Origin of the sequence: Enterobacter sp. SM3 (assembly GCF_009811935.2) — a bacterium.
Lineage (GTDB): Bacteria > Pseudomonadota > Gammaproteobacteria > Enterobacterales > Enterobacteriaceae > Enterobacter > Enterobacter asburiae_D.
Genome location: NZ_CP099971.1, coordinates 3941040 through 3963354 on the forward strand (window position 1 = coordinate 3941040; position 22315 = coordinate 3963354).

The window sequence follows — 22315 nt, forward strand, 5'->3', positions numbered from 1 at the left end:
TGATAACTCCTTAACGCGCGACCCAACCAAGAGTCCGCTGCGCCAGCACGTCACGTGCCGGAATGAATAATTCCATCGCCATCAGCCCGAGGTTGCGGCCTGCAACCAGCGGTGCCCAGCGGTTGGCAAAGAGATGGACTAAGCCGTCGGTAACGCCGATTGTCGCCTCTTTATCGGCCTGACGTCGCTTCTGGTAATGGCTTAGCACCGAATAAGCGCCGCAATCTTTTTGCTCACCCCATGCCTGCGCCAGCGATTCCGCCAGGCTCATGACATCACGCAGCCCAAGGTTAAATCCTTGTCCGGCAATCGGATGTAATGTCTGCGCGGCGTTGCCGACCAGCGCCACGCGGTGAGAAACAGACTGCGATGCGGTGGTTAACGACAGCGGATAGACCGCACGTTTCCCCGCATGGGTAATACGCCCCAGCCGCCAGCCAAAAGCTTTCTGCAGCTCGGTACAAAAACGTTCTTCTGACCAGGCCTGAACCTCTTCAGCCTTATCCTGCGGATGACACCAGACAAGCGAACAGCGCCCGTCCGACATCGGCAGCATGGCCAGCGGACCGTGCTGCGTGAAGCGCTCAAACGCCCGGCCGTGGTGTTCTGCTGCGGTCGCGACGTTCGCAATGACCGCAACCTGCCCGTAAGGCTGCTGCCGCCACTCGATGCCACACTGCGTGCCGAGCGACGAGCGCGAACCGTCCGCGGCGACCAGAAGCTGACCGTCGAGAACGTTGCCATTATCGAGGGCTACGCTGACCGCATCTTCGCTGCGGCTAAAACTGGCGACGCGCGCCGGACAGTGAAGCGTGACGCCCGGCGCATCCTGTAACAGACGGAACAGACGCAGGCCAACGTCGTGGAGTTCAACAACCTGACCCAGCGCGTCGATACGGTAATCATGGGCATCCAGCGTCACAAAGCCAGCATGGCCGCGATCGCTTACGTGAACGGTGTTAATTGCCGTGGCGCAATCGGCGATGGCCTGCCAGATGCCAATGCGGGACAGCTGCTGGCAGGTACCCTGTGCCAGGGCAATGGCGCGGGAATCAAAACCGGGATGATTCTTTGTCTGCGGCGCGACGGCTTCCACCAGGTGCACCGGAAGCTGGCCTTTCGTCAAATGCGAAATGGCCAGCGCCAGCGTGGCCCCGGTCATGCCGCCGCCAACGATAATCACGCTCATGCGCGTGCCGCTGCCATCAGCGCCTCGATATCGTCAGCGTTTTTCACGACGCTCGCGGTCAGGTTTTCGTTACCGGTTTCGGTAATCACGATGTCGTCTTCAATACGAATGCCAATCCCGCGGTACTCTTCAGGCACGTCGGCATCCGGCGCGATATACAGCCCCGGCTCCACGGTTAACACCATGCCCGGCTCCAGCACGCGTGAACGGTCCGTCCCGTACGCGCCAACGTCATGTACATCCAGCCCCAGCCAGTGGCTCAGGCCGTGCATGAAATACGGTCGATGCGCGTTTTCAGCAATCAGGGTGTCGACATCCCCTTTCAGGATCCCGAGCCTGACCAGACCGGTAATCATGATGCGCACCACTTCACCGGTGACATCCTGAATGGAGGTTCCCGGACGGTATAACCTGAGCGCCGTTTCCAGGGATTCGAGCACGATGTCGTAAATCTCGCGCTGAGCAGGCGAGAATTTACCGTTCACCGGGAAGGTTCGGGTGATGTCGCCCGCGTAGCCCAGATACTCACACCCGGCGTCAATCAGCACCAGATCGCCATCGCGCAGCGCGCTTTCGTTCTCGGTGTAGTGCAGAATGCAGCCGTTTTCCCCGCCGCCAACGATGGTGTTGTAGGAGGGATAACGCGCGCCGTGGCGGTTAAATTCGTGGTGAATTTCACCTTCCAGCTGGTATTCGAACAGCCCGGGACGGCACTTCTCCATGGCGCGGGTGTGCGCCAGCGCGCTGATTTCGCCCGCACGACGCATCAAATTCAGCTCTTCTTCTGACTTGAAGAGGCGCATCTCATGCACCACCGGACGCCAGTCCGTCAGCGTAGCGGGAGCAGACAGGTTCTGCCGCGAGCCTTTGCGCAGCTTATCCAGCGCGGTGAAAACAATCTCATCGGCGTACGCATATTCGCCCTGCGCGTGATAGAGCACGTCGAGGCCGTTAAGCAGCTGATAGAGCTGCTGGTTGATTTCGCTAAACGCCAGCGCGCGGTCAACGCCCAGCTTTTCCGGTGCGGCCTCCTGCCCTAAGCGGCGGCCAAACCAGATTTCAGCCGTCAGATCGCGCACGCGGTTGAAAATTACGCTGTGATTGTGGGTGTCATTGCTCTTAATCAGCACCAGCACCGCTTCCGGCTCGTTAAAGCCGGTGAAGTACCAGAAATCGCTGCTCTGGCGATAGGGATATTCGCTGTCGGCGCTGCGCGTGACTTCGGGCGCAGCAAAAATCAGCGCGGCGCTGCCCGGCTGCATTGTTGCCAGCAGCGCCTGACGGCGGCGGGAATACTCTTGACTCGAGATAACCATGACACCCTCCTGTGCGTTATTTTTCTTAATGTAAGGTTGGCTTGCGGACTTCCGGCGCGGTCGGCTGTGAGCGCGTGAAGTTGTCGTGACACAGCAGTGCCGCCACGCGCACGTACTCAATAATCTCTTCAAGAGACATTTCCAGCTCTTCCTGGTCTTCGTCTTCATCGTAGCCGAGCTGGGCAATGTTGCGCAGGTCGTCGATCGCTTCACCCGCTTCGCCGGTCACCTTATCCAGTTTAGGCTGCGTCACGCCCAGCCCCAGCAGATAGTGGTTAACCCAGCCGGCCAGCGCATCGGCACGATCGAAGACGCTGACGTCGTCGCCTTCAGGCAGATAAAGCTGAAAAAGGAAGCCATCGTCTTCCAGCGAATCGCTGGTTGCGGCGTGCATTTTACGCAGCGCTTCCGCCAGCTCGTGACCAAACGCCAGCCCTTCATTCGTGAGGTCGTGGATCAGCGGCTGCCATGAGCTGTCGCTGTTTCCGCCGCACAGCATGCCACTGATCAGACCGTGCATTTCGGCAGGGGTTAAACCGACTCCCTGCTGGTTCAGTAACTGGTTTAAATCCTTGTAACCAGGCATTTCGTTCTGTATAGACATGAGCATTCGTCATCAAAGGGGGGAAGTTTCATGATATGCTACCACTTTGGACCCTGGTGATACCAGAAAAGGGCTTGTATCTTCACATCAGGGTAGCTATAGTGTCGCCCCTTCGCAGCCCCCGGGGCAGTAAGCGAAGGCAGCGCAGTCAATCAGCAGGAAGGTGGCATGTCTGCACAACCCGTCGATCTCCAGATTTTTGGCCGTTCACTGCGAGTGAATTGTCCGCCTGAACAAAGGGATGCTTTGAATCAGGCAGCGGACGATTTGAATCAGCGGTTGCAAGATCTAAAAGAACGCACTAGAGTCACAAATACTGAGCAGCTGGTTTTCATCGCCGCGTTGAACATCAGCTATGAACTGACTCAGGAAAAAGCGAAGACCCGCGACTACGCGGCAAGCATGGAGCAGCGCATTAAAATGCTCCAGCAGACCATAGAACAGGCATTGCTTGATCAAGGTCGCAATCCCGAAAGACCGGGACCAAAGTTTGAATAACACTTCTCAGTTGACTATGGTAGAGTAACTGTGAAGACAAAATTTCTCTGAGATGTTCGCAAGCGGGCCAGTCCCCTGAGCCGATATTTCATACCACAAGAATGTGGCGCTCCATGGTTGGTGAGCATGCTCGGTCCGTCCGAGAAGCCTTAAAACTATGACGACACATTCACCTTGAACCAAGGGTTCAAGGGTTACAGCCTGCGGCGGCATCTCGGAGATTCCCTCTCTTTTCTTCTACCGACTACCATGACTCAATTCCCTGAAGTTTCTGCTTCACGCCAGGACATCCGTCAGTTAATTCGTCAGCGCCGCCGTGCGTTAACCTCCGATCAGCAAGCGCATTTTGCCCAGCAGGCCGCCGCCCGTATGATGGCGTATCCCCCTGTCGTGATGGCGCACACCGTTGCGCTGTTTCTGTCGTTTGATGGAGAGCTGGATACCCAACCGCTGATAGAACAGCTCTGGCGCGCCGGGAAGAAGGTCTATCTGCCGGTGCTGCACCCGTTCAGCGAGGGGAATCTGCTGTTTCTGCACTATCACCCGCACAGCGAACTGGTGGTGAATCGCCTGAAAATCACCGAGCCGAAACTCGACGTGCGCGACGTGCTGCCGCTGTCGCAGCTGGATGTGCTGATTACGCCGCTGGTGGCGTTTGATGAACAGGGCCAGCGTTTAGGGATGGGCGGCGGCTTTTACGACCGGACGCTGCAAAACTGGCAGCAGTACGGGTTGCAGCCGGTGGGCTATGCACATGATTGTCAGGGCGTGGAGGCGTTGCCGGTAGAGAAGTGGGATGTGCCGCTGCCGGCGGTAGTGACGCCCAGCAAAATCTGGGTCTGGTAGAATAAAGCCGGGTGGCGCTTACGCTTACCCGGCCTACAAATTCTCAGCGTAGGTCGGGTAAGGCGCAGCCGCCACCCGACACCACAAACCACACCATCAGTACAGCAGACGCGCGCGAATCGTCCCCGCAATAGACTTCATGCTCAGCAACGCTTTCTCGGCAACATCGTCATCCGCTTCGATATCAATGACCACGTAGCCCATCTGCGAGTTTGTTTGCAGATACTGCGCGGCAATGTTGACGCCCTGCTCGGCAAAGATCTGGTTGATCGCGGTCAGCACGCCCGGACGGTTTTCGTGGATGTGCAGCAGACGACGACCACCGTGCAGCGGCAGAGACACTTCCGGGAAGTTGACGGCAGAGAGCGTAGAACCGTTGTCGGAGTATTTGCTCAGCTTACCCGCTACTTCCAGGCCGATATTCTCCTGCGCTTCCTGCGTAGAACCGCCGATGTGCGGCGTCAGGATCACGTTGTCGAACTCGCACAGCGGAGAGGTAAACGGATCGCTGTTGGTCGCAGGCTCCGTTGGGAACACGTCGATGGCCGCGCCCGCCAGATGCTTACGCTTCAGCGCATCCGCCAGCGCCGGGATATCAACAACCGTGCCGCGCGCGGCGTTGATCAGCAGTGAGCCTGGCTTCATCAGCGCCAGCTCTTCCGCGCCCATCATGTTTTTGGTGGAGGCATTTTCCGGCACGTGCAGGCTTACCACGTCGCTCATGTTCAGCAGGTCAGACAGATGTTGAACCTGGGTCGCATTGCCCAGCGGCAGCTTGCTTTCGATATCGTAGAAAAATACGTGCATACCCAGGGATTCCGCCAGAATACCGAGCTGCGTACCGATGTGGCCGTAGCCGATAATCCCCAGCTTTTTTCCACGCGCTTCGAAAGAGCCAGACGCCAGCTTGTTCCACACGCCGCGGTGCGCCTTGGCGTTCGCTTCTGGAATGCCGCGCAGCAGCAGCAGCAGCTCGCCAATCACCAACTCCGCCACGGAACGGGTGTTGGAGAACGGGGCGTTGAAGACGGGAATACCGCGTTTGGCGGCAGCATTCAGGTCAACCTGGTTGGTTCCGATGCAGAAGCAGCCGATAGCCACCAGCTTTTCCGCCGCGGCAATAACGTCTTCAGTCAGATGAGTACGGGATCGCAGGCCAATGAAGTGGGCATCACGGATGGACGCTTTCAGCTCTTCGGTATCGAGCGCGCCTTTGTGAAATTCGATGTTGGTGTAACCTGCCGCACGAAGGCTATCGATTGCTTTTTGATGCACGCCCTCGACCAGCAGGAATTTAATCTTGTCTTTCTCCAGTGATACCTTTGCCATTTACCCGACCCTGTTTTTGTCTGAACTGATGTTGTGCTGGATATGAATCCGCTGTAGCCAACATATCAAAAAAAACTATTGCAGCAATATGAACGTTTGCGTCGGCACTCTGAAGAAAAGTCATCCAGAGCAAAATGTCAGAGGAAAATGCTATGGAAATTTACAAACGCGGCAGGATCGGCAAAAGAGGCTGAAAAACGTGACACAAGTCACCGAATTTAGCTTTTCAAAAATTTTTTAGCGGGGGGAGGGCTCCCCCCGTCAGATCATTTTACGATGGTTTTCACGCCGTCAGCGGTGCCGATCAGCGCCACATCCGCGCCACGGTTGGCGAATAGCCCTACGGTCACTACGCCTGGGATAGCGTTGATGGCATTTTCCAGCGCAATTGCGTCGAGAATTTCCAGACCGTGAACGTCGAGGATCACGTTACCGTTGTCGGTGACGACGCCCTGACGATATTCCGGACGACCGCCCAGCTTCACCAACTGACGGGCAACCGCGCTACGCGCCATCGGGATCACTTCGACCGGCAGCGGGAAGTTACCCAGAATGTCGACCTGCTTGGAGGCGTCCGCGATGCAGATGAACTTGTCCGCAACGGAGGCGATGATTTTTTCACGCGTCAGCGCCGCGCCGCCGCCTTTGATCATCTGCATGTGGCCGTTGATTTCATCCGCACCATCAACGTAAATCCCCAGACGATCCACTTCGTTGAGATCGAAAACGGTAATGCCGAGGCTTTTCAGCTTTTCCGTGGAAGCATCAGAGCTGGAAACCGCGCCCTCGATTTGCCCCTTCATCGTGCCCAGTGCATCGATAAAGTGTGCCGCGGTTGATCCCGTACCGACACCGACAATGGTACCCGGCTGCACGTACTGGAGAGCGGCCCATCCTACTGCTTTTTTCAGTTCATCCTGCGTCATGATCGTTTTGCCTGTGGTGTGAAAACTCAGGGCGCATTATAGAACACGTCGAATGGAATTCGTCTGCCACGAAGGGAAAATTGTGTCATAGTGCAGAATAAGCAAAATTAAGGAGCCAGCCAGAGCAATGAAACGTCCGGACTACAGAACACTACAGGCACTTGATGCAGTTATTCGTGAACGCGGTTTTGAGCGCGCGGCGCAAAAGCTTTGCATCACCCAGTCCGCCGTATCACAGCGTATCAAACAGCTTGAAAACATGTTCGGCCAGCCGCTGCTGGTGCGTACCGTGCCGCCACGTCCAACCGAGCAGGGGCAAAAGCTCCTCGCCCTGCTGCGCCAGGTTGAACTGCTGGAAGACGAGTGGCTGGGTGACGAACAAACGGGCTCTACGCCGCTGCTGCTCTCTCTGGCGGTCAACGCCGACAGTCTGGCGACCTGGCTGCTGCCGGCCCTTGCGCCGGTATTAGCGGACTCCCCTATCCGCCTGAATTTACAGGTTGAAGATGAAACCCGAACCCAGGAACGCCTGCGTCGCGGTGAAGTGGTTGGGGCGGTCAGTATCCAGCCTCAGGCGCTGCCAAGCTGTCTTGTCGATCAGCTGGGTGCGCTGGACTACCTGTTTGTGGGTTCAAAAGCCTTTGCCGAGCGCTACTTCCCGAACGGCGTCACGCGCGCCGCGCTGCTGAAAGCCCCCGCCGTCGCGTTCGACCATCTGGACGATATGCATCAGGCGTTCCTGCAGCAAAACTTCGATCTGCCGCCCGGCAGCGTACCGTGCCATATCGTGAACTCGTCAGAAGCCTTTGTGCAGCTTGCGCGTCAGGGCACCACCTGCTGCATGATCCCGCATCTGCAGATTGAGAAAGAGTTGAAAAGCGGTGAGCTGATTGACTTAACGCCGGGGCTGTATCAGCGTCGGATGCTCTACTGGCACCGTTTTGCGCCGGAAAGCCGCATGATGCGCAACGTCACCGACGCGCTGCTGGCGTTTGGGCACAAGGTGTTGAGGCAGGATTAAAAAATAAACCGGGTGGCGGCTTCGCCTTACCCGGCCTACAGATTACTGAGCCGGTTTCGGCTGTGCTGCAACAGGTTCCAGCTGGAAGACCACATCCACCTGATCGTCGAACTGAATGGTTGGCTGCTCATAGGTTTCCTGAGCAGAAACCGGGGCTGCATCAGCCTTCATCATCCGTACCATCGGGCTTGGCTGGTAGTTAGAGACGTGGTAACGCACGCTATAAACCGGGCCGAGCTTGCTCTTAAAGCCAGAAGCCAGCTGTTCCGCCTGGTGAATGGCATCATCAATCGCCGCTTTACGCGCTTCGTCTTTGTATTTCTCCGGTTGCGCAACGCCCAGCGACACGGAACGAATTTCGTTCAGACCCGCCTTCAGCGCGCCATCCAGCAGCGAGTTAAGCTTATCCAGCTGACGCACGGTCACTTCAACGGTACGCACGGCACGGTAGCCTTTCAGGATGCTTTTACCATTCTGGTAGTCGTAATCAGGTTGAGTACGCAGGTTCGCGGAGTTGATATCCTTTTTACCTACACCGTTCTGCTCGAGGAAAGAGAGGTATTGCGCAACACGATCGTCAGCCTGCTTCTTGGCAGTTGCCGCATCTTTCGCAGCGACATTGACTTCAATTGCCAGCGTTGCAACATCGGGTACCGCGTCCACGCTTGCGGTGCCTGAAGTGACGATGTGCGGGCCATCCGGCAGTTCACTTGCCTGCACCGACACCGCACCAAAACTTACTAATGCCGCCAGGGCCATCACCTTAAACTTCACTGTTATTCCTCCATGTTGCGAAGAGTGCCCATTAACAGGGCGCATGCCAGCAAGCTTAGCGGGTCTTGTTCAGTTGTCCATAAGACAAGGATTAGTTGAACAATTCCTGAACGTGGTGAATCCCCTCTTTTGCCAGCTGAAAAGCAATAAACCACATCACCAGCCCCACCAGCGTATTAATGATGCGCTGGGCTTTGGCCGTACGCAGACGAGGTGCCAGCCATGCGGCAAGAATGGCGAGACCGAAGAACCAGAGGAAAGAGGCGCTGACCGTGCCAAGCGCAAACCAGCGTTTCGGCTCAACGTCCAGCTGTCCGCCCAGGCTGCCCAGCACCACGAAGGTGTCCAGATAAACATGCGGATTAAGCCAGGTGACCGCCAGCATGGTAACAATAATCTTCCAGCGGCCCTGCTTCATGACTTCCGCGCTCGCCAGTTCGAGGTTGCTGCTCATCGCCGTTTTCAGGGCACCAAAACCATACCAGAGCAGAAACGCCACGCCGCCCCAGGTGACCAATGCCAGCAGCCAGGGAGACTGCATCAGCAATGCGCTGCCGCCAAAAATCCCGGCACAGATCAGCAGTAAATCGCTTACCGCGCACAGCAGGGCAATCATCAGATGATACTGGCGGCGAATACCCTGGTTCATCACGAATGCATTTTGCGGGCCGAGGGGAAGGATCATGGCCGCACCTAAAGCAAGCCCTTGAAAGTAATAGGATAACATGACGAAATTCTAACAGTATTGTTCTGGAAGGTGACTATACTGCGCGAAGCACATTAGAGGAAATGGATAATATTAATTGGGGATTAGCAGCGCTTATAAGAATAAAGCCCGGTGTCGCTAACGCTTACCGGGCCTGCGGGTGACGTTATTCTGCTTCTTTAACTTTTTTGACGTTTACGTCCATCTGCGGGTACGGGAAGCTGATGCCGTTGGCGTCGAAGTCGCGCTTAATGCGTTCCAGCACGTCCCAGTACACGTTTTGCAGATCGCTGCTCTTGCTCCAGATACGCACCACGAAGTTAATCGAGGACGCGCCCAGCTCGTTCAGGCGAACCGTCTGCTCTTTGTCTTTCAGAATGCGATCGTCTGACGCAATGATGTTGCTGATCAGCGACTTCACCTGATCGATATCGGAGTCGTACGCCACGCTGATAATCAGTTCGTTACGACGCACCGGTTCACGGGAAAAGTTAATGATGTTGCCCGCGATGATTTTCCCGTTCGGCACAACCACGATGCGGCCATCGACGGTACGCATGGTGGTTGAGAAAATCTGCACCTGCAGCACGGTCCCGGCAATGCCGCCAAGGTCAACGTATTCGCCGGAGCGGAACGGACGGAAGGTGACCAGCAGAACGCCTGCCGCCAGGTTTGAAAGCGAGCCCTGCAGCGCCAGACCAATAGCCAGACCGGCGGCACCGAGAACGGCAATGACGGAGGCGGTCTGCACGCCCACACGGCCCAGCGCCGCAATCAGCGTAAAGGCGATAATGCCGTAGCGCACCAGTGCGGAGAGGAAGTCAGCCACCGTGGCGTCAATGTGACGGGCCAGCATTACGCGGTTAACCGCGTTCGATACGATACGCGCCACGATCATCCCGACGATGATGATCGCAATGGCTGCTACAATATTAACCGCATAACTCAGCAGCAATGCCTGGTTGCGCACCAGCCAGTTACCGGCGTTATTGATGCTGTCTACAACATCGAGTTGTTCCATTTATTCTTCCTTTTGTTAAACCAAAACACAAAATCCATCCCCCATGGAGACAGGCAGGTCCGTAAAGGGTAAACAAAAAGCGCAAGTATTGCCAAACAGATCACAAAAACCGGCCCGGCAGGGTATTGAAAAAGCATAAAAAAAGGCCCGCATTTGCGGGCCTTCTGATGCTGTTAGCAGCTCAAATTACAGAACGTCTACCGCGTTCAGCTCTTTGAATGCCTGCTCCAGACGAGTAATCATAGAAGTCTGGGCAGCGCGCAGCCATACGCGTGGATCGTAGTATTTTTTGTTCGGCTGGTCTTCGCCTTTCGGGTTGCCCAGCTGACCCTGCAGGTAAGCTTCGTTGGTTTTGTAGTACTGCAGGATACCGTCCCATGTTGCCCACTGGGTGTCGGTATCGATGTTCATTTTCACTACGCCGTAGCTTACGGAGTCTTTAATTTCCTGAGCAGAAGAACCGGAACCGCCGTGGAAGACGAAGTTCAGGCTGTTGTGCGGCAGGTTGTGTTTCTTAGAAACGTATTCCTGAGAATCACGCAGGATGGTCGGGGTCAGAACCACGTTACCTGGTTTGTAAACGCCGTGTACGTTACCGAAGGACGCTGCGATGGTGAAGCGTGGGCTGATTTTGCTCAGCTCGGTGTAAGCGTAATCAACGTCTTCTGGCTGGGTGTACAGTGCAGAAGCGTCCATGTGGCTGTTGTCCACGCCGTCTTCTTCACCACCGGTGCAACCCAGTTCGATTTCCAGGGTCATGCCCATTTTGGCCATGCGCGCCAGGTATTTGGAGCAGATTTCGATGTTTTCGTGCAGTGACTCTTCAGACAGGTCGATCATGTGAGAAGAGAACAGTGGCTTACCAGTTGCCGCAAAGTGTTTTTCACCCGCGTCCAGCAGACCGTCGATCCACGGCAGCAGTTTCTTCGCGCAGTGGTCAGTGTGCAGGATAACTGGAACACCGTAGTGTTCAGCCATCTGGTGTACGTGGTGCGCACCAGAGATAGCACCCAGGATTGCAGCACCCTGAGGAATGTCAGTCTTCACGCCTTTACCTGCGATGAACGCAGCGCCGCCGTTAGAGAACTGAACGATAACTGGAGCTTTAACTTTAGCAGCAGTTTCCAGTACGGCGTTGATGGAGTCGGTACCCACGCAGTTAACTGCTGGCAGAGCGAAGTTGTTTTCTTTAGCTACCTGGAACACTTTCTGTACGTCATCACCAGTGATAACGCCAGGTTTTACGAAATCAAAAATTTTAGACATGTTGCTTAGTCCTGTATCTTCGGCCGTTAGAAAAGGTGCGAGCTCTTAAAAGCGCGCTGAAAATTGGGCAGGTTTCCCTGCCCTTGAATGGCTTACTTCTTAGCGCGCTCTTCGAGCATTGCTACTGCTGGCAGTACTTTGCCTTCCACGAATTCGAGGAATGCGCCGCCACCAGTGGAGATGTAGGAGATTTTGTCAGCGATACCGAACAGGTCGATTGCCGCCAGGGTGTCACCACCGCCTGCGATAGAGAACGCTTCGCTGTCTGCGATTGCGTTAGCAACGATTTCAGTACCTTTGCGGAAGTTCGGGAATTCGAACACGCCAACAGGACCGTTCCACAGGATAGTTTTTGCGTTTTTCAGGATTTCAGCCAGTTTCTGTGCAGAAACGTCGCCCAGGTCCAGAATCTGCTCTTCATCTTTGATGTCGTTTACAGATTTCAGAGTCGCGGTTGCGGTTTCGGAGAACTCGGTCGCTACGCGAACGTCAGACGGAACCGGGATATCGCAGGTAGTCAGCAGGCGTTTGGCTTCGTCAACCAGGTCTGCTTCGTACAGGGATTTACCCACGTTGTGGCCCTGAGCGGCAACGAAGGTGTTCGCGATACCACCGCCAACGATCAGCTGGTCAGCGATTTTAGACAGGGAATCCAGAACGGTCAGTTTGGTAGAAACTTTAGAACCACCAACGATAGCCACCATTGGACGAGCAGGTTCTTTCAGTGCTTTACCCAGCGCTTCCAGTTCGTCAGCCAGCAGAGGACCGGCGCAAGCAACATCTGCGAATTTACCGATACCGTGGGTTGAAGCCTGTGCACGGTGAGCCGTACCGAAAGCATCCATTACGAATACGTCGCACAGCGCAGCGTATTTTTTAGACAGGGTTTCGTCGTCTTTCTTTTCGCCTTTGTTGAAGCGAACGTTTTCCAGAACAACCAGTTCACCGGCAGCAACTTCAACGCCGTCCAGGTAATCTTTCACCAGGCGAACCGGGCTGGACAGTTTGTCTTTCAGGTAATTAACCACTGGCAGCAGAGAGAACTCTTCGTTGTACTCGCCTTCAGTTGGACGACCCAGGTGGGAGGTGACCATCACTTTCGCGCCCTGCTTCAGAGCCAGCTCGATGGTTGGCAGAGATGCACGGATACGCGCGTCGCTGGTCACTTTGCCATCTTTAACCGGTACGTTCAGATCGGCACGGATGAAAACGCGTTTACCAGCCAGATCCAGATCGGTCATCTTAATTACAGACATGGTGAATCCTCTCGTTGATTCTTAAAGTTTTGCAGACGCACAATGCGTCTTACCTGAAACCTTGAGCGGCCATTGCTAACGTGGTGTCGAGCATTCGGTTAGCAAAGCCCCATTCGTTATCACACCAGACCAGCGTCTTGATAAGGTGTGCGCCACTGACTCTCGTTTGCGTGCCATCGACGATGGCGCTGTGCGGGTCGTGGTTAAAATCTACTGAGACCAACGGTAATTCCGTATAGTCAACTATACCATGAAATGCCCCCTGTGCCGCTTTTTGCAGCAACAGGTTGACTTCACAGGCTTTTACCGGTTTTTTCACCGTCACGCTGAGGTCGATCGCGGTCACGTTAATCGTTGGGACACGCACGGCAATCGCTTCAAACCGGTCGTTAAACTGCGGAAAAATTCGGGTGATCCCTGCCGCCAGTTTAGTATCCACCGGAATGATTGACTGGCTCGCCGCGCGAGTGCGTCGTAAATCCGGATGGTAGGCGTCGATAACCTGCTGATCGTGCATGGCGGAGTGAATCGTGGTCACGGTGCCGGATTCAATGCCATACGCATCGTCTAACAGTTTGATGACCGGAATAATGCAGTTGGTGGTACAGGAGGCGTTGGAAACAATGCGGTGTTCGGCCTGCAGCTCATGCTGATTGACGCCAAACACGACGGTCGCGTCGAGGTCGTTACTGCCGGGATGAGAAAACAGGACTTTTTTCGCGCCGGCAGCCAGATGTGCTTCGCCATGTTCGCGGTTGCCGTAGACACCGGTACAGTCAAGCACCACATCCACACCCAGCTCACGCCACGGTAGCCCGGCGATGCTGCTCTCATGCAGTACGCGGATGGCATCGTCGCCGACAAACAGCTGATCTCTTTCCTGGCGAACATCCCAGGCAAAGCGTCCATGGCTGGTGTCATATTTCAACAAATGCGCCATGCCCGTAGCATCCGCCAGTTCATTGATTGCCACCACGGTTATTTCCGCCCGACGTCCGGATTCATACAAAGCACGAACCACATTACGTCCGATGCGACCGAAGCCATTAATCGCTACGCGTACGGTCATAGATCTCCTGCAAAGCAATCCCTGAGTTTGAGGTGGCTGAAAGAGTAATCCAGCTACGCCCGAAGGGGAATCCTTGCTGTCACAAACTGCGATTGATTGGTCAATTGTCGAACATTTAATCGACTGAAACGCTTCAGCAAGAATAAGCGAATCGGGGAATAAAAGGAATGTCTGTCCAGATGAATAAGCGAGCTATATGACTTGCGTCACATTTTAGGTGGAATAATACCTACAAAAAAGCCGGGTGGCGCACTAGCGCTTACCCGGCCTACTTTCGAGCCATTTGTAGGCCCGGTAAGCGCTAACGCGCCACCGGGCAAAACAGCAATTACAGCAGTTCTTTCGCTTTCGCGACAACGTTCTCAACGGTGAAGCCGAACTCTTCGAACAGTAGCTCTGCCGGAGCAGACTCACCGAAGGTGGTCATACCGACGATGGCACCGTTCAGGCCCACGTATTTGAACCAGTAGTCAGCGATACCCGCTTCCACTGCCACGCGAGCGGAAACCGCTTTAGGCAGCACGGATTCACGGTAAGCGGCATCCTGCTTGTCGAACGCGTCGGTAGACGGCATGGAAACCACGCGCGCCTTCACGCCTTCGGCAGTCAGTTTTTCCCACGCTGCCACAGCCAGTTCAACTTCAGAACCGGTGGCGATGAAGATCAGCTCTGGCTGGCCCGCGCAATCTTTCAGCACGTAACCACCGCGAGCGATGTTCGCCAGCTGCTCAGGCGTACGTTCCTGCTGTGCCAGGTTCTGACGGGAGAGGATCAGCGCGGTTGGACCGTCCTGACGCTCAACACCGTATTTCCACGCTACCGCGGATTCAACCTGGTCACATGGACGCCATGTGCTCATGTTCGGGGTCACGCGCAGGGAAGCCACCTGCTCTACCGGCTGGTGAGTTGGACCATCTTCGCCCAGACCGATGGAGTCGTGGGTGTAGACCATCACCTGACGCTGTTTCATCAGCGCGGCCATACGCACGGCGTTACGTGCATATTCCACGAACATCAGGAAGGTAGAGGTGTACGGCAGGAAACCACCGTGCAGGGAGATACCGTTGGCAATCGCAGTCATACCGAATTCACGTACACCGTAATGGATGTAGTTACCGGCAGTGTCTTCGTTGATCGCTTTAGAACCGGACCACAGGGTCAGGTTAGATGGCGCCAGGTCAGCGGAGCCGCCGAGGAATTCAGGCAACAGAGGACCGAACGCTTCAATCGCATTCTGAGACGCTTTACGGCTCGCGATTTTAGACGGGTTCGCCTGCAGCTTAGCGATGAACTCGTTCGCTTTCGCGTCGAAGTCGGACGGCATGTCACCTTTCATACGACGGGTGAATTCAGCCGCTTCCTGCGGGAACGCTTTCGCATAGGCAGCGAACTTCTCGTTCCAGGCAGCTTCTTTCGCCTGTCCTACTTCTTTTGCATCCCACTGAGCGTAGATCTCAGATGGGATTTCGAATGCAGGGTGTTTCCAGCCCAGCGCTTCACGGGTCAGTGCGATTTCCGCGTCGCCCAGCGGCGCGCCGTGGGAGTCGTGAGTACCCGCTTTGTTCGGGGAGCCGAAGCCGATGATGGTTTTGCACATCAGCAGGGACGGTTTGTCCGTCACAGCGCGCGCTTCTTCCACTGCACGTTTAATCGAGTCAGCATCGTGGCCATCAACGCCACGCACAACGTGCCAGCCGTAGGCTTCGAAACGTGCTGCGGTGTCGTCGGTGAACCAGCCTTCAACGTGGCCGTCGATGGAGATACCGTTGTCGTCATAGAACGCAACCAGTTTGCCCAGCTTCAGGGTACCTGCCAGGGAGCACACTTCGTGAGAAATGCCTTCCATCATGCAGCCGTCGCCCATGAACGCATAGGTGAAGTGGTCTACGATGTCGTGACCAGGACGGTTGAACTGCGCCGCCAGCGTCTTCTCAGCAATCGCCATACCCACTGCGTTAGCAATACCCTGACCCAGCGGGCCGGTGGTGGTTTCTACGCCAGCGGTGTAACCCACTTCCGGGTGACCTGGAGTTTTAGAGTGCAGCTGACGGAAGTTTTTCAGCTCTTCAATTGGCAGATCGTAGCCGGTGAGGTGCAGCAGGCTATAGATCAGCATAGAGCCGTGGCCGTTGGACAGCACGAAGCGGTCGCGGTCAGCCCATGACGGGTTCTGCGGATTGTGGTTCAGGAAATCACGCCACAGGACTTCGGCGATATCAGCCATACCCATAGGAGCCCCTGGGTGGCCGGATTTGGCTTTCTGTACTGCGTCCATGCTCAGCGCACGAATAGCATTAGCAAGCTCTTTACGTGAGGACATTTTAACTCCAGATCGGACTGTTAAAGGCCATGCCCTTGACGACAGCGCGTTTTGGGCTACGCCGGAAAAAAGTGCCAACAATGTAACCCAAGCCGCAAGTCATGTACATGGAGCATTCTTTTGCTTGTTAAGAAATCTCTGGATCATGCTCGCATGTTGCGCAATCTACTCGCCCGGCTCTGTCGATATTCCTTATACTTAGCCCGACACCGGCTTCGCTGACGGTGCATTTTTCGGATTTTATTCAGATTAACGAGTACGGAAGCAACCTCATGAAAATGCGTGCAATAGTGCTGGCCCTGGGTACAACGCTCCTGCTGAGCGGCTGTCAGAATATGGATTCTAACGGTCTGATGACGTCAGGCGCAGAGGCCTTTCAGGCCTATTCCCTGAGCGATGCGCAGGTGAAAGCGCTGAGCGACCAGGCCTGTAAAGATATGGACGGAAAAGCCACGCTTGCGCCGGCTAACAGTACCTACACGCAGCGTCTGAATAAGATTGCGTCCGCGCTGGGCGACAACATCAACGGCCAGCCGGTGAACTACAAGGTGTATATGGCGAAAGACGTGAACGCCTTCGCGATGGCGAACGGCTGTATCCGCGTCTATAGCGGGCTGATGGACATGATGACCGACAACGAAGTGGAAGCGGTCATCGGCCATGAAATGGGCCACGTTGCCCTGGGCCACGTGAAGAAAGGGATGCAGGTTGCCCTGGGCACCAATGCCATCCGCGCGGCGGCGGCGTCAGCGGGCGGTATTGTTGGCAGCCTGTCGCAGTCACAGCTTGGCGACGTGGGTGAAAAGCTGGTTAACTCTCAGTTCTCACAGCGTCAGGAGTCCGAGGCGGATGACTACTCCTACGATCTGTTGCGCAAACGCGGCATTAATCCATCAGGTTTAGCCACCAGTTTCGAAAAACTGGCCAAGCTGGAAGCGGGACGCCAAAGCTCCATGTTTGACGATCACCCTGCCTCAGAAGAACGCGCGCAGCATATTCGCGACCGCATGGCCGCAGACGGAATTAAATAATTTTACCGGGAGGCAGTTTTGCCTCCCTTTTATTTCGCATGAATTGTTAACTTAACAGCACGTATCGATAACACCTCTGAAAGCCCCGCCAAATCTGCCCTGTCACATTGAAATGTCTGGTCACATAATTATTGCAAAGGTTACTTTTTCCGGTAATTATCACCCCGCAGTTATTCAAATTAATATATCCAGACAGAGACGTTCCCTCCGTGAAAAAAGAAATATCATTAATTGCTTTAAGTTTATTTGCCGCATTACCTGCCGCCGCAAGCCAGCAATCCGACAGCCAGGGTTTTATTGACGACAGCCATCTGGATCTGTTTTTACGCAATGCGTATATCAGCCGCGACTACCATCAGGGCCAGCAGGACAAAGCAGAATGGGGTCAGGGGATCATCGCCACCTTTGCATCCGGCTATACCGAAGGGCTGGTGGGCTTTGGTGTGGACGGTATTGCTCAATACGGCGTGCGCCTGGACGGCGGCCGTGGCAAAAGCGGCGCAGGCGGCATCGACTTCTTTAAACAGGAAGACGATGGCCGGGCAAAATCCGATCTGGCAAAGTTTGGCGCTACCGCCAAAATGCGCATATCAAACACCGTGCTGAGCTACGGAAATCAGCGTCCTGAGCTGCCTATCATCAATGCAGACAGCTCCCGCCTGCTGTTTGAAAGCTACACTGGCACCATGCTCACCTCGAAAGAGATCGACGGTCTGGAAGTCAACGCCGGTTACTTCACCGACGAGCAGCGTAAAAGCGATGACCGCCACGACAGCGGACTGAAAAGCATCTCCTTCGGCGGTGCGAGCTATCAGTTTAACGACCAGTTCAGCGGCGCGCTGTACGCCTCTCATAATGAAGAGGTGATGAACAAGCAGTACCTGGGCATGAACTTCAAACAGCCGTTCAGCACCGGGCAGCAGCTGGTGCTCGACTTCAACGGCTATAACTCCCGTCTGGACCAGGGTTACGCGGACAGCCTCGACACGGGCCGCAGCAACACCATCTGGAGTCTGGCGGCGAGCTACATCTGGGACATTCACACGTTCAAAGTGGCGTACCAGCAGAGCAGCGGCAGCACCGGCTACAACTACGGCGGCTATCGCGACAAGGGCGGCGTGGGTGACGGCGGTAACACCATCTGGCTGGCGAACTCCTACTGGTCTGATTTTAACGGTGAAGATGAACGTTCCTGGCAGGCATCCTACGGTCTGGACTTTAGCGGCCTTGGCCTGCCGGGCCTGAGCTGGACCACCGCCTACGTGCGCGGCGATAACATCAAAACCTCTGAAACCAGCAACGGCAAAGAGCACGAGTGGTTTAACCAGATCCAGTACCAGGTGCAGGATGGTCCGGCGAAGGACCTGAAACTGAAACTGCGCTACTCCGTCCTGCGCGTCTCCAGCAACGCCAGCGAGTACAACGTGGGCGGGGACGAGATCCGCGCTTACGTGGAATACCCGTTTAACGTGTTCTAAAGGCAATAAAAAACCTCTCAAGAGAGAGGTTTTTTTTCACGCCAGGCGAGGCTTACTCGCCTTTCTTAGCAGCCTGAATATAGAGCATTTCCAGCGCCAGGGTCGCTGCGGCCAGCGCAGTGATCTCGGACTGATCGTACGCAGGCGCCACTTCCACCACGTCCATCCCGACAATGTTCAGATCCTTCAGACCGCGCACCAGCTTGATGGCACGATCTGAGGTCAAACCGCCGATGACCGGCGTACCGGTGCCCGGTGCAAATGCCGGATCCAGGCAGTCGATGTCGAAGGTGAGATACACAGGCATATCACCCACGATCTGCTTCACCTGAGCGATGATGTCATCCACGCCGCGATCGTTAACCTGGCCCGCGTCCAGCACGGTGAAGCCGTTGTCTTTGTCGAACTCGGTGCGAATACCGATCTGCACGGAGTGGTTAGGATCGATCAGACCTTCGTTCGGCGCGGTGAAGAACATGGTGCCGTGGTCGAACTCGCAGCCGTTCGCGTAGGTGTCGGTATGCGCATCGAAGTGCACCAGCGCCATTTTACCGAAGTGCTTCGCGTGGGCGCGCAGCAGCGGCAGGGTCACGAAGTGGTCGCCGCCGAAGGAGAGCATGCGCTTGCCGGCAGCCAGCAGCTTCTCGGCGTGCGCCTGCAGCTTTTCGCTCATCTCACGCGCGTCGCCGAAGGCATACACCAGGTCACCGCAGTCCACCACGTTCAGGCGCTCGCGCATGTCGAAGTTCCACGGGAAGCGGTTATGCTCCCAGGCCAGGTTCGTGGAAACCTGACGGATTGCTGCCGGGCCGTGACGACCACCCGCGCGACCGGACGTTGCCATGTCGAACGGTACGCCGGTGATCACCCAGTCAGCGTCGCTGTCGTAAGGCTGGAAGTTCATCGGAAGGCGTAAAAAACCAAACGCGTTAGATACCAGAGAGTTATCGTACTGATGACCTAAAGTGCTCATGTCCTGACCTCTTTTAAAGTCGATACATTAAAAACAGATGAAAAAAAATCCCCTCCGCGTCGTTAAACCCGACGAGGAAGGGATTGATTCGTAAATCGCTTATTGGGGCGAATTATCGCCGGTAATGCATACGGGTTCAAGTGAGTATAGGGCATTGTGCGGTCTTTGCCCTCACCCCGCCCCTCTCCCACGGGGAGAGGGAGGTTTTCTTACTCGTCTTCCAGGTAGGTGTACCCGTACAGACCCGCTTCAAACTCTTCCAGGAACTGCTGCTGGAGCGCATCGTCCAGACCGGTGTTTTTCACCTGGTCGCGGAACTGGGTGAGCAGTTTTTTCGGATCCAGCTGAACGTATTCCAGCATGTCCGCCACGGTGTCACCTTCATCGGACAGCTCGATTTCAACGTTGCCGTCAGGGAACACGAACACGTCCACCGCTTCGGTATCGCCGAACAGGTTGTGCATGTTGCCGAGGATCTCCTGATACGCGCCGACCATAAAGAAGCCCAGCATCGGCGGGTTCTCCGGGTCGTACTCCGGCATTGGCATCGTCGTCGCAATACCGTCGCCGTCAACGTAGTGGTCGATAGCGCCGTCGGAATCACAGGTGATGTCCAGCAGCACCGCACGACGTTCCGGGGCATGATTCAGCCCTTCCAGCGGCAGAACCGGGAACAGCTGGTCGATACCCCAGGCATCCGGCATCGACTGGAACAGCGAGAAGTTGACGTAAATCTTATCCGCCATACGCTCCTGCAGCTCGTCGATAATCGGACGGTGCGCGCGGTTGCTCGGGTCGAGCTGCTTCTGCACTTCATGGCACATGTTCAGATAAAGCTGCTCCGCCCACGCGCGCTCCTGCAGGCTGAAGGTGCCTGAAGAATACCCCACGTGAATGTCGTGCAGGTCCATCTGGCTGTCGTGCAGCCATTCGCGCAGGGAACGACGCGTGCCCGGCTCGTGCATCTCCTGCCAGGTTTCCCACATGCTTTGCAGGGAACGCGGGGCATCGTCTGCCGGAGGCGTCGCTTCTGAGATTTCGCTACGCTCAACGCCGATGATGTTAGAGACCAGCACCGTATGGTGCGCGGTCACCGCGCGACCGGATTCGGTGATCACCGTCGGGTGCGGCAGGCCGTTCTCTTCACAGGCATCGCCGATCGCCCAGATGATATTGTTCGCGTATTCGTTCAGGCCGTAGTTCACCGAGCAGTCAGACTGCGAGCGGGTCCCTTCGTAGTCCACGCCGAGGCCGCCGCCCACGTCGAAGCACTGAATATTCACGCCAAGCTTGTGCAGCTCCACGTAGAAGCGCGCGGATTCACGCACGCCGGTGGCGATGTCGCGAATATTGGCCATCTGCGAGCCGAGGTGGAAGTGCAGCAGCTGAATGCTGTCCAGACGACCGCGCTCGCGCAGGATTTCCACCAGCTGCAGCACCTGGTTTGCCGCCAGGCCGAACTTGGATTTCTCGCCGCCGGAGGACTGCCATTTACCGGAACCTTGTGACGCCAGACGCGCACGCACGCCAAGGCGTGGGATGACGTTCAGACGCTCGGCCTCTTCCAGCACGATGGCGATTTCGGTCATCTTTTCGATAACCAGATAGACCTTGTGGCCCATCTTCTCGCCAATCAGCGCCAGACGAATGTATTCACGGTCTTTATAGCCGTTACAGACGATCACCGAACGGGTCATGCCCGCATGCGCCAGAACCGCCATCAGTTCCGCCTTGGAGCCTGCTTCCAGGCCCAGCGGCTCGCCGGAGTGGATCAGGGATTCAATCACGCGGCGGTGCTGGTTCACCTTGATCGGGTAAACCAGGAAATAGTCGCCTTTATAGCCGTAGGACTCACGCGCGCGCTTGAAGGCGGCGTTGATAGAACGCAGGCGATGTTGCAGGATCTGCGGGAAGCAGAACAGTGCAGGCAAACGCTGGCCCTGAGCTTCACGGGCTTTCACCAGTTTAGCAAGGTCCACGCGCGCTTCAGGGACGTCCGGATCCGGGCAGACGCTGATGTGGCCCAGTTCGTTGACGTCGTAGTAGTTATTGCCCCACCAGGCAATATTGTAAGTGCGCAGCATCTTGCTGGCTTCCTCGGAGCTCATCGCAACCTCCTGCATAGAACGTAGTACACCCTGTTCGCCCGCTGACGAAGGCGAAAAAGAAGACATGTCGTCAGACATAGCGAACCTCAACTCTTTGTATTAAGTGTAAAACAGTTGACTACTATCGCAGCGTTATACGGCGATAACAACCCATAAACGGCTCCGTTTCCCAGCAGAGTATGCTGAAAACCAGACCGTGCGACCGGTTTCTTATTCATATCATTGTAAAACACGTATCCGAACTCTGTATGACAAGGTTCGGCGAAACCACGAGAAAACTCTTGTATTAACAAGAGCGCCCTTGTTCAGTTTTCACAGAGCGTAACCGGCCCTTGAATCCTGAGAAGCGCCGAGATGGGTATAACATCGGCAGGTTTGCAGACTAGAAATGCGGGTTGCGGGAATCAAATACGCGCCAGAACGGCTGCGCTGAATGTGCGGAAAACGATGGTTCATTATCTCGTATCACCTCCACGGCCGCCTCTAATGAAACGGACCACAAGCCAAAGCTAAAAGTTCACTGCTTAACCCGGCTGGAAGTGGCGACACGATGAGTTCATCGAGCGCTTATTTTATATGAGCCG

The 22315-nt window shown here is 55.7% G+C and carries 21 protein-coding genes and 1 other RNA gene; 6 read left to right on the top strand and 16 right to left on the bottom strand.

Annotated elements, in window-relative coordinates; all coding sequences use genetic code 11:
- Positions 1-10: 10 nt before the first annotated feature.
- From ubiH to GVO84_RS18425, 3 genes are read right to left on the bottom strand one after another with little or no spacing between them, the layout of a single operon-like run.
- Positions 11-1189, bottom strand: coding sequence for a 2-octaprenyl-6-methoxyphenyl hydroxylase (ubiH, locus tag GVO84_RS18415; protein ID WP_159514858.1), 1179 nt, complete (start codon positions 1187-1189; stop codon positions 11-13).
- Positions 1186-2499: a Xaa-Pro aminopeptidase gene (gene pepP / locus GVO84_RS18420; protein WP_159515666.1), complete on the bottom strand. Its 1314-nt coding sequence runs from the start codon at positions 2497-2499 to the stop codon at positions 1186-1188. Before pepP ends, ubiH begins: the two co-directional genes overlap by 4 nt.
- A gap of 31 nt (positions 2500-2530) precedes the next feature.
- The gene (locus tag GVO84_RS18425) at positions 2531-3109 is read right to left on the bottom strand and encodes a YecA family protein (protein ID WP_029739212.1); all 579 of its coding nucleotides are present in this window, start codon (positions 3107-3109) and stop codon (positions 2531-2533) included.
- 168 nt (positions 3110-3277) lie between these two features.
- Between GVO84_RS18425 and zapA the strand changes: the two genes are divergently transcribed.
- The 3 genes from zapA to GVO84_RS18440 all read left to right on the top strand — a co-directional run bounded on the left by zapA (position 3278) and on the right by GVO84_RS18440 (position 4453).
- Positions 3278-3607 carry a cell division protein ZapA gene (gene zapA / locus GVO84_RS18430; RefSeq protein ID WP_006811891.1) on the top strand — a complete coding sequence of 110 codons (330 nt, stop codon included), beginning with the start codon at positions 3278-3280 and terminating at the stop codon, positions 3605-3607.
- A gap of 41 nt (positions 3608-3648) precedes the next feature.
- Positions 3649-3832, top strand: a non-coding RNA gene (ssrS, locus tag GVO84_RS18435) — 6S RNA.
- Positions 3833-3856: 24 nt separating this feature from the next.
- Positions 3857-4453 carry a 5-formyltetrahydrofolate cyclo-ligase gene (locus GVO84_RS18440; RefSeq protein WP_159514859.1) on the top strand — a complete coding sequence of 199 codons (597 nt, stop codon included), beginning with the start codon at positions 3857-3859 and terminating at the stop codon, positions 4451-4453.
- Positions 4454-4549: 96 nt separating this feature from the next.
- Here the strand turns inward: GVO84_RS18440 and serA are convergent, their stop codons facing one another.
- Both serA and rpiA read right to left on the bottom strand, forming a co-directional pair.
- Positions 4550-5782: a phosphoglycerate dehydrogenase gene (gene serA, locus GVO84_RS18445; RefSeq protein ID WP_063144926.1), complete on the bottom strand. Its 1233-nt coding sequence runs from the start codon at positions 5780-5782 to the stop codon at positions 4550-4552.
- 266 nt (positions 5783-6048) lie between these two features.
- The gene (gene rpiA, locus GVO84_RS18450) at positions 6049-6708 is read right to left on the bottom strand and encodes a ribose-5-phosphate isomerase RpiA (protein ID WP_014885151.1); all 660 of its coding nucleotides are present in this window, start codon (positions 6706-6708) and stop codon (positions 6049-6051) included.
- A 127-nt stretch (positions 6709-6835) separates the two neighbouring features.
- On the opposite strand from rpiA, the gene argP reads away from it, so the two are divergent.
- A complete protein-coding gene (gene argP / locus GVO84_RS18455; RefSeq protein ID WP_003860089.1) occupies positions 6836-7729 on the top strand; it encodes a DNA-binding transcriptional regulator ArgP in 894 nt (297 codons plus the stop codon).
- A gap of 42 nt (positions 7730-7771) precedes the next feature.
- On the opposite strand, the gene GVO84_RS18460 is transcribed toward argP, so the two are convergent.
- From GVO84_RS18460 to tkt, 7 genes are all read right to left on the bottom strand, one after another.
- Complete coding sequence (locus tag GVO84_RS18460; protein ID WP_008499728.1) at positions 7772-8503, bottom strand: oxidative stress defense protein; 732 nt, start codon at positions 8501-8503, stop codon at positions 7772-7774.
- 91 nt (positions 8504-8594) lie between these two features.
- Complete coding sequence (argO, locus tag GVO84_RS18465) at positions 8595-9230, bottom strand: arginine exporter ArgO (protein WP_021242063.1); 636 nt, start codon at positions 9228-9230, stop codon at positions 8595-8597.
- A 145-nt stretch (positions 9231-9375) separates the two neighbouring features.
- Entirely contained in the window at positions 9376-10230 is an 855-nt protein-coding gene (gene mscS / locus GVO84_RS18470; protein WP_024906566.1) for a small-conductance mechanosensitive channel MscS, read from the bottom strand.
- A 186-nt stretch (positions 10231-10416) separates the two neighbouring features.
- Positions 10417-11496, bottom strand: a complete 1080-nt coding sequence (gene fbaA / locus GVO84_RS18475) for a class II fructose-bisphosphate aldolase (protein ID WP_029739216.1) — start codon at positions 11494-11496, stop codon at positions 10417-10419.
- Positions 11497-11588: 92 nt separating this feature from the next.
- On the bottom strand, positions 11589-12752 hold the full coding sequence (gene pgk, locus GVO84_RS18480) for a phosphoglycerate kinase (protein WP_121424606.1): 1164 nt from the start codon (positions 12750-12752) through the stop codon (positions 11589-11591).
- Between the two features lie 49 nt (positions 12753-12801).
- Complete coding sequence (gene epd / locus GVO84_RS18485) at positions 12802-13821, bottom strand: erythrose-4-phosphate dehydrogenase (RefSeq protein ID WP_121424607.1); 1020 nt, start codon at positions 13819-13821, stop codon at positions 12802-12804.
- A 328-nt stretch (positions 13822-14149) separates the two neighbouring features.
- Positions 14150-16141: a transketolase gene (gene tkt, locus GVO84_RS18490; RefSeq protein WP_159514860.1), complete on the bottom strand. Its 1992-nt coding sequence runs from the start codon at positions 16139-16141 to the stop codon at positions 14150-14152.
- 272 nt (positions 16142-16413) lie between these two features.
- Here tkt and GVO84_RS18495 point away from each other — a divergent pair, with 272 nt between their 5' ends.
- The gene (locus GVO84_RS18495) at positions 16414-17172 is read left to right on the top strand and encodes a M48 family metallopeptidase (RefSeq protein ID WP_021242066.1); all 759 of its coding nucleotides are present in this window, start codon (positions 16414-16416) and stop codon (positions 17170-17172) included.
- 209 nt (positions 17173-17381) lie between these two features.
- Entirely contained in the window at positions 17382-18650 is a 1269-nt protein-coding gene (locus tag GVO84_RS18500; protein WP_159514861.1) for an OprD family outer membrane porin, read from the top strand.
- A gap of 52 nt (positions 18651-18702) precedes the next feature.
- Here GVO84_RS18500 and speB read toward each other — a convergent pair whose 3' ends face one another.
- From speB to GVO84_RS18520, 4 genes are all read right to left on the bottom strand, one after another.
- Complete coding sequence (speB, locus tag GVO84_RS18505; protein ID WP_014071686.1) at positions 18703-19623, bottom strand: agmatinase; 921 nt, start codon at positions 19621-19623, stop codon at positions 18703-18705.
- A 209-nt stretch (positions 19624-19832) separates the two neighbouring features.
- Positions 19833-21809, bottom strand: coding sequence for a biosynthetic arginine decarboxylase (gene speA / locus GVO84_RS18510; protein ID WP_047650174.1), 1977 nt, complete (start codon positions 21807-21809; stop codon positions 19833-19835).
- Positions 21810-21817: 8 nt separating this feature from the next.
- Positions 21818-21949, bottom strand: a complete 132-nt coding sequence (gene yqgB / locus GVO84_RS18515; protein WP_127312443.1) for an acid stress response protein YqgB — start codon at positions 21947-21949, stop codon at positions 21818-21820.
- A gap of 94 nt (positions 21950-22043) precedes the next feature.
- Positions 22044-22187: a hypothetical protein gene (locus GVO84_RS18520; protein WP_420485051.1), complete on the bottom strand. Its 144-nt coding sequence runs from the start codon at positions 22185-22187 to the stop codon at positions 22044-22046.
- Between the last annotated feature and the right edge of the window lie 128 nt (positions 22188-22315).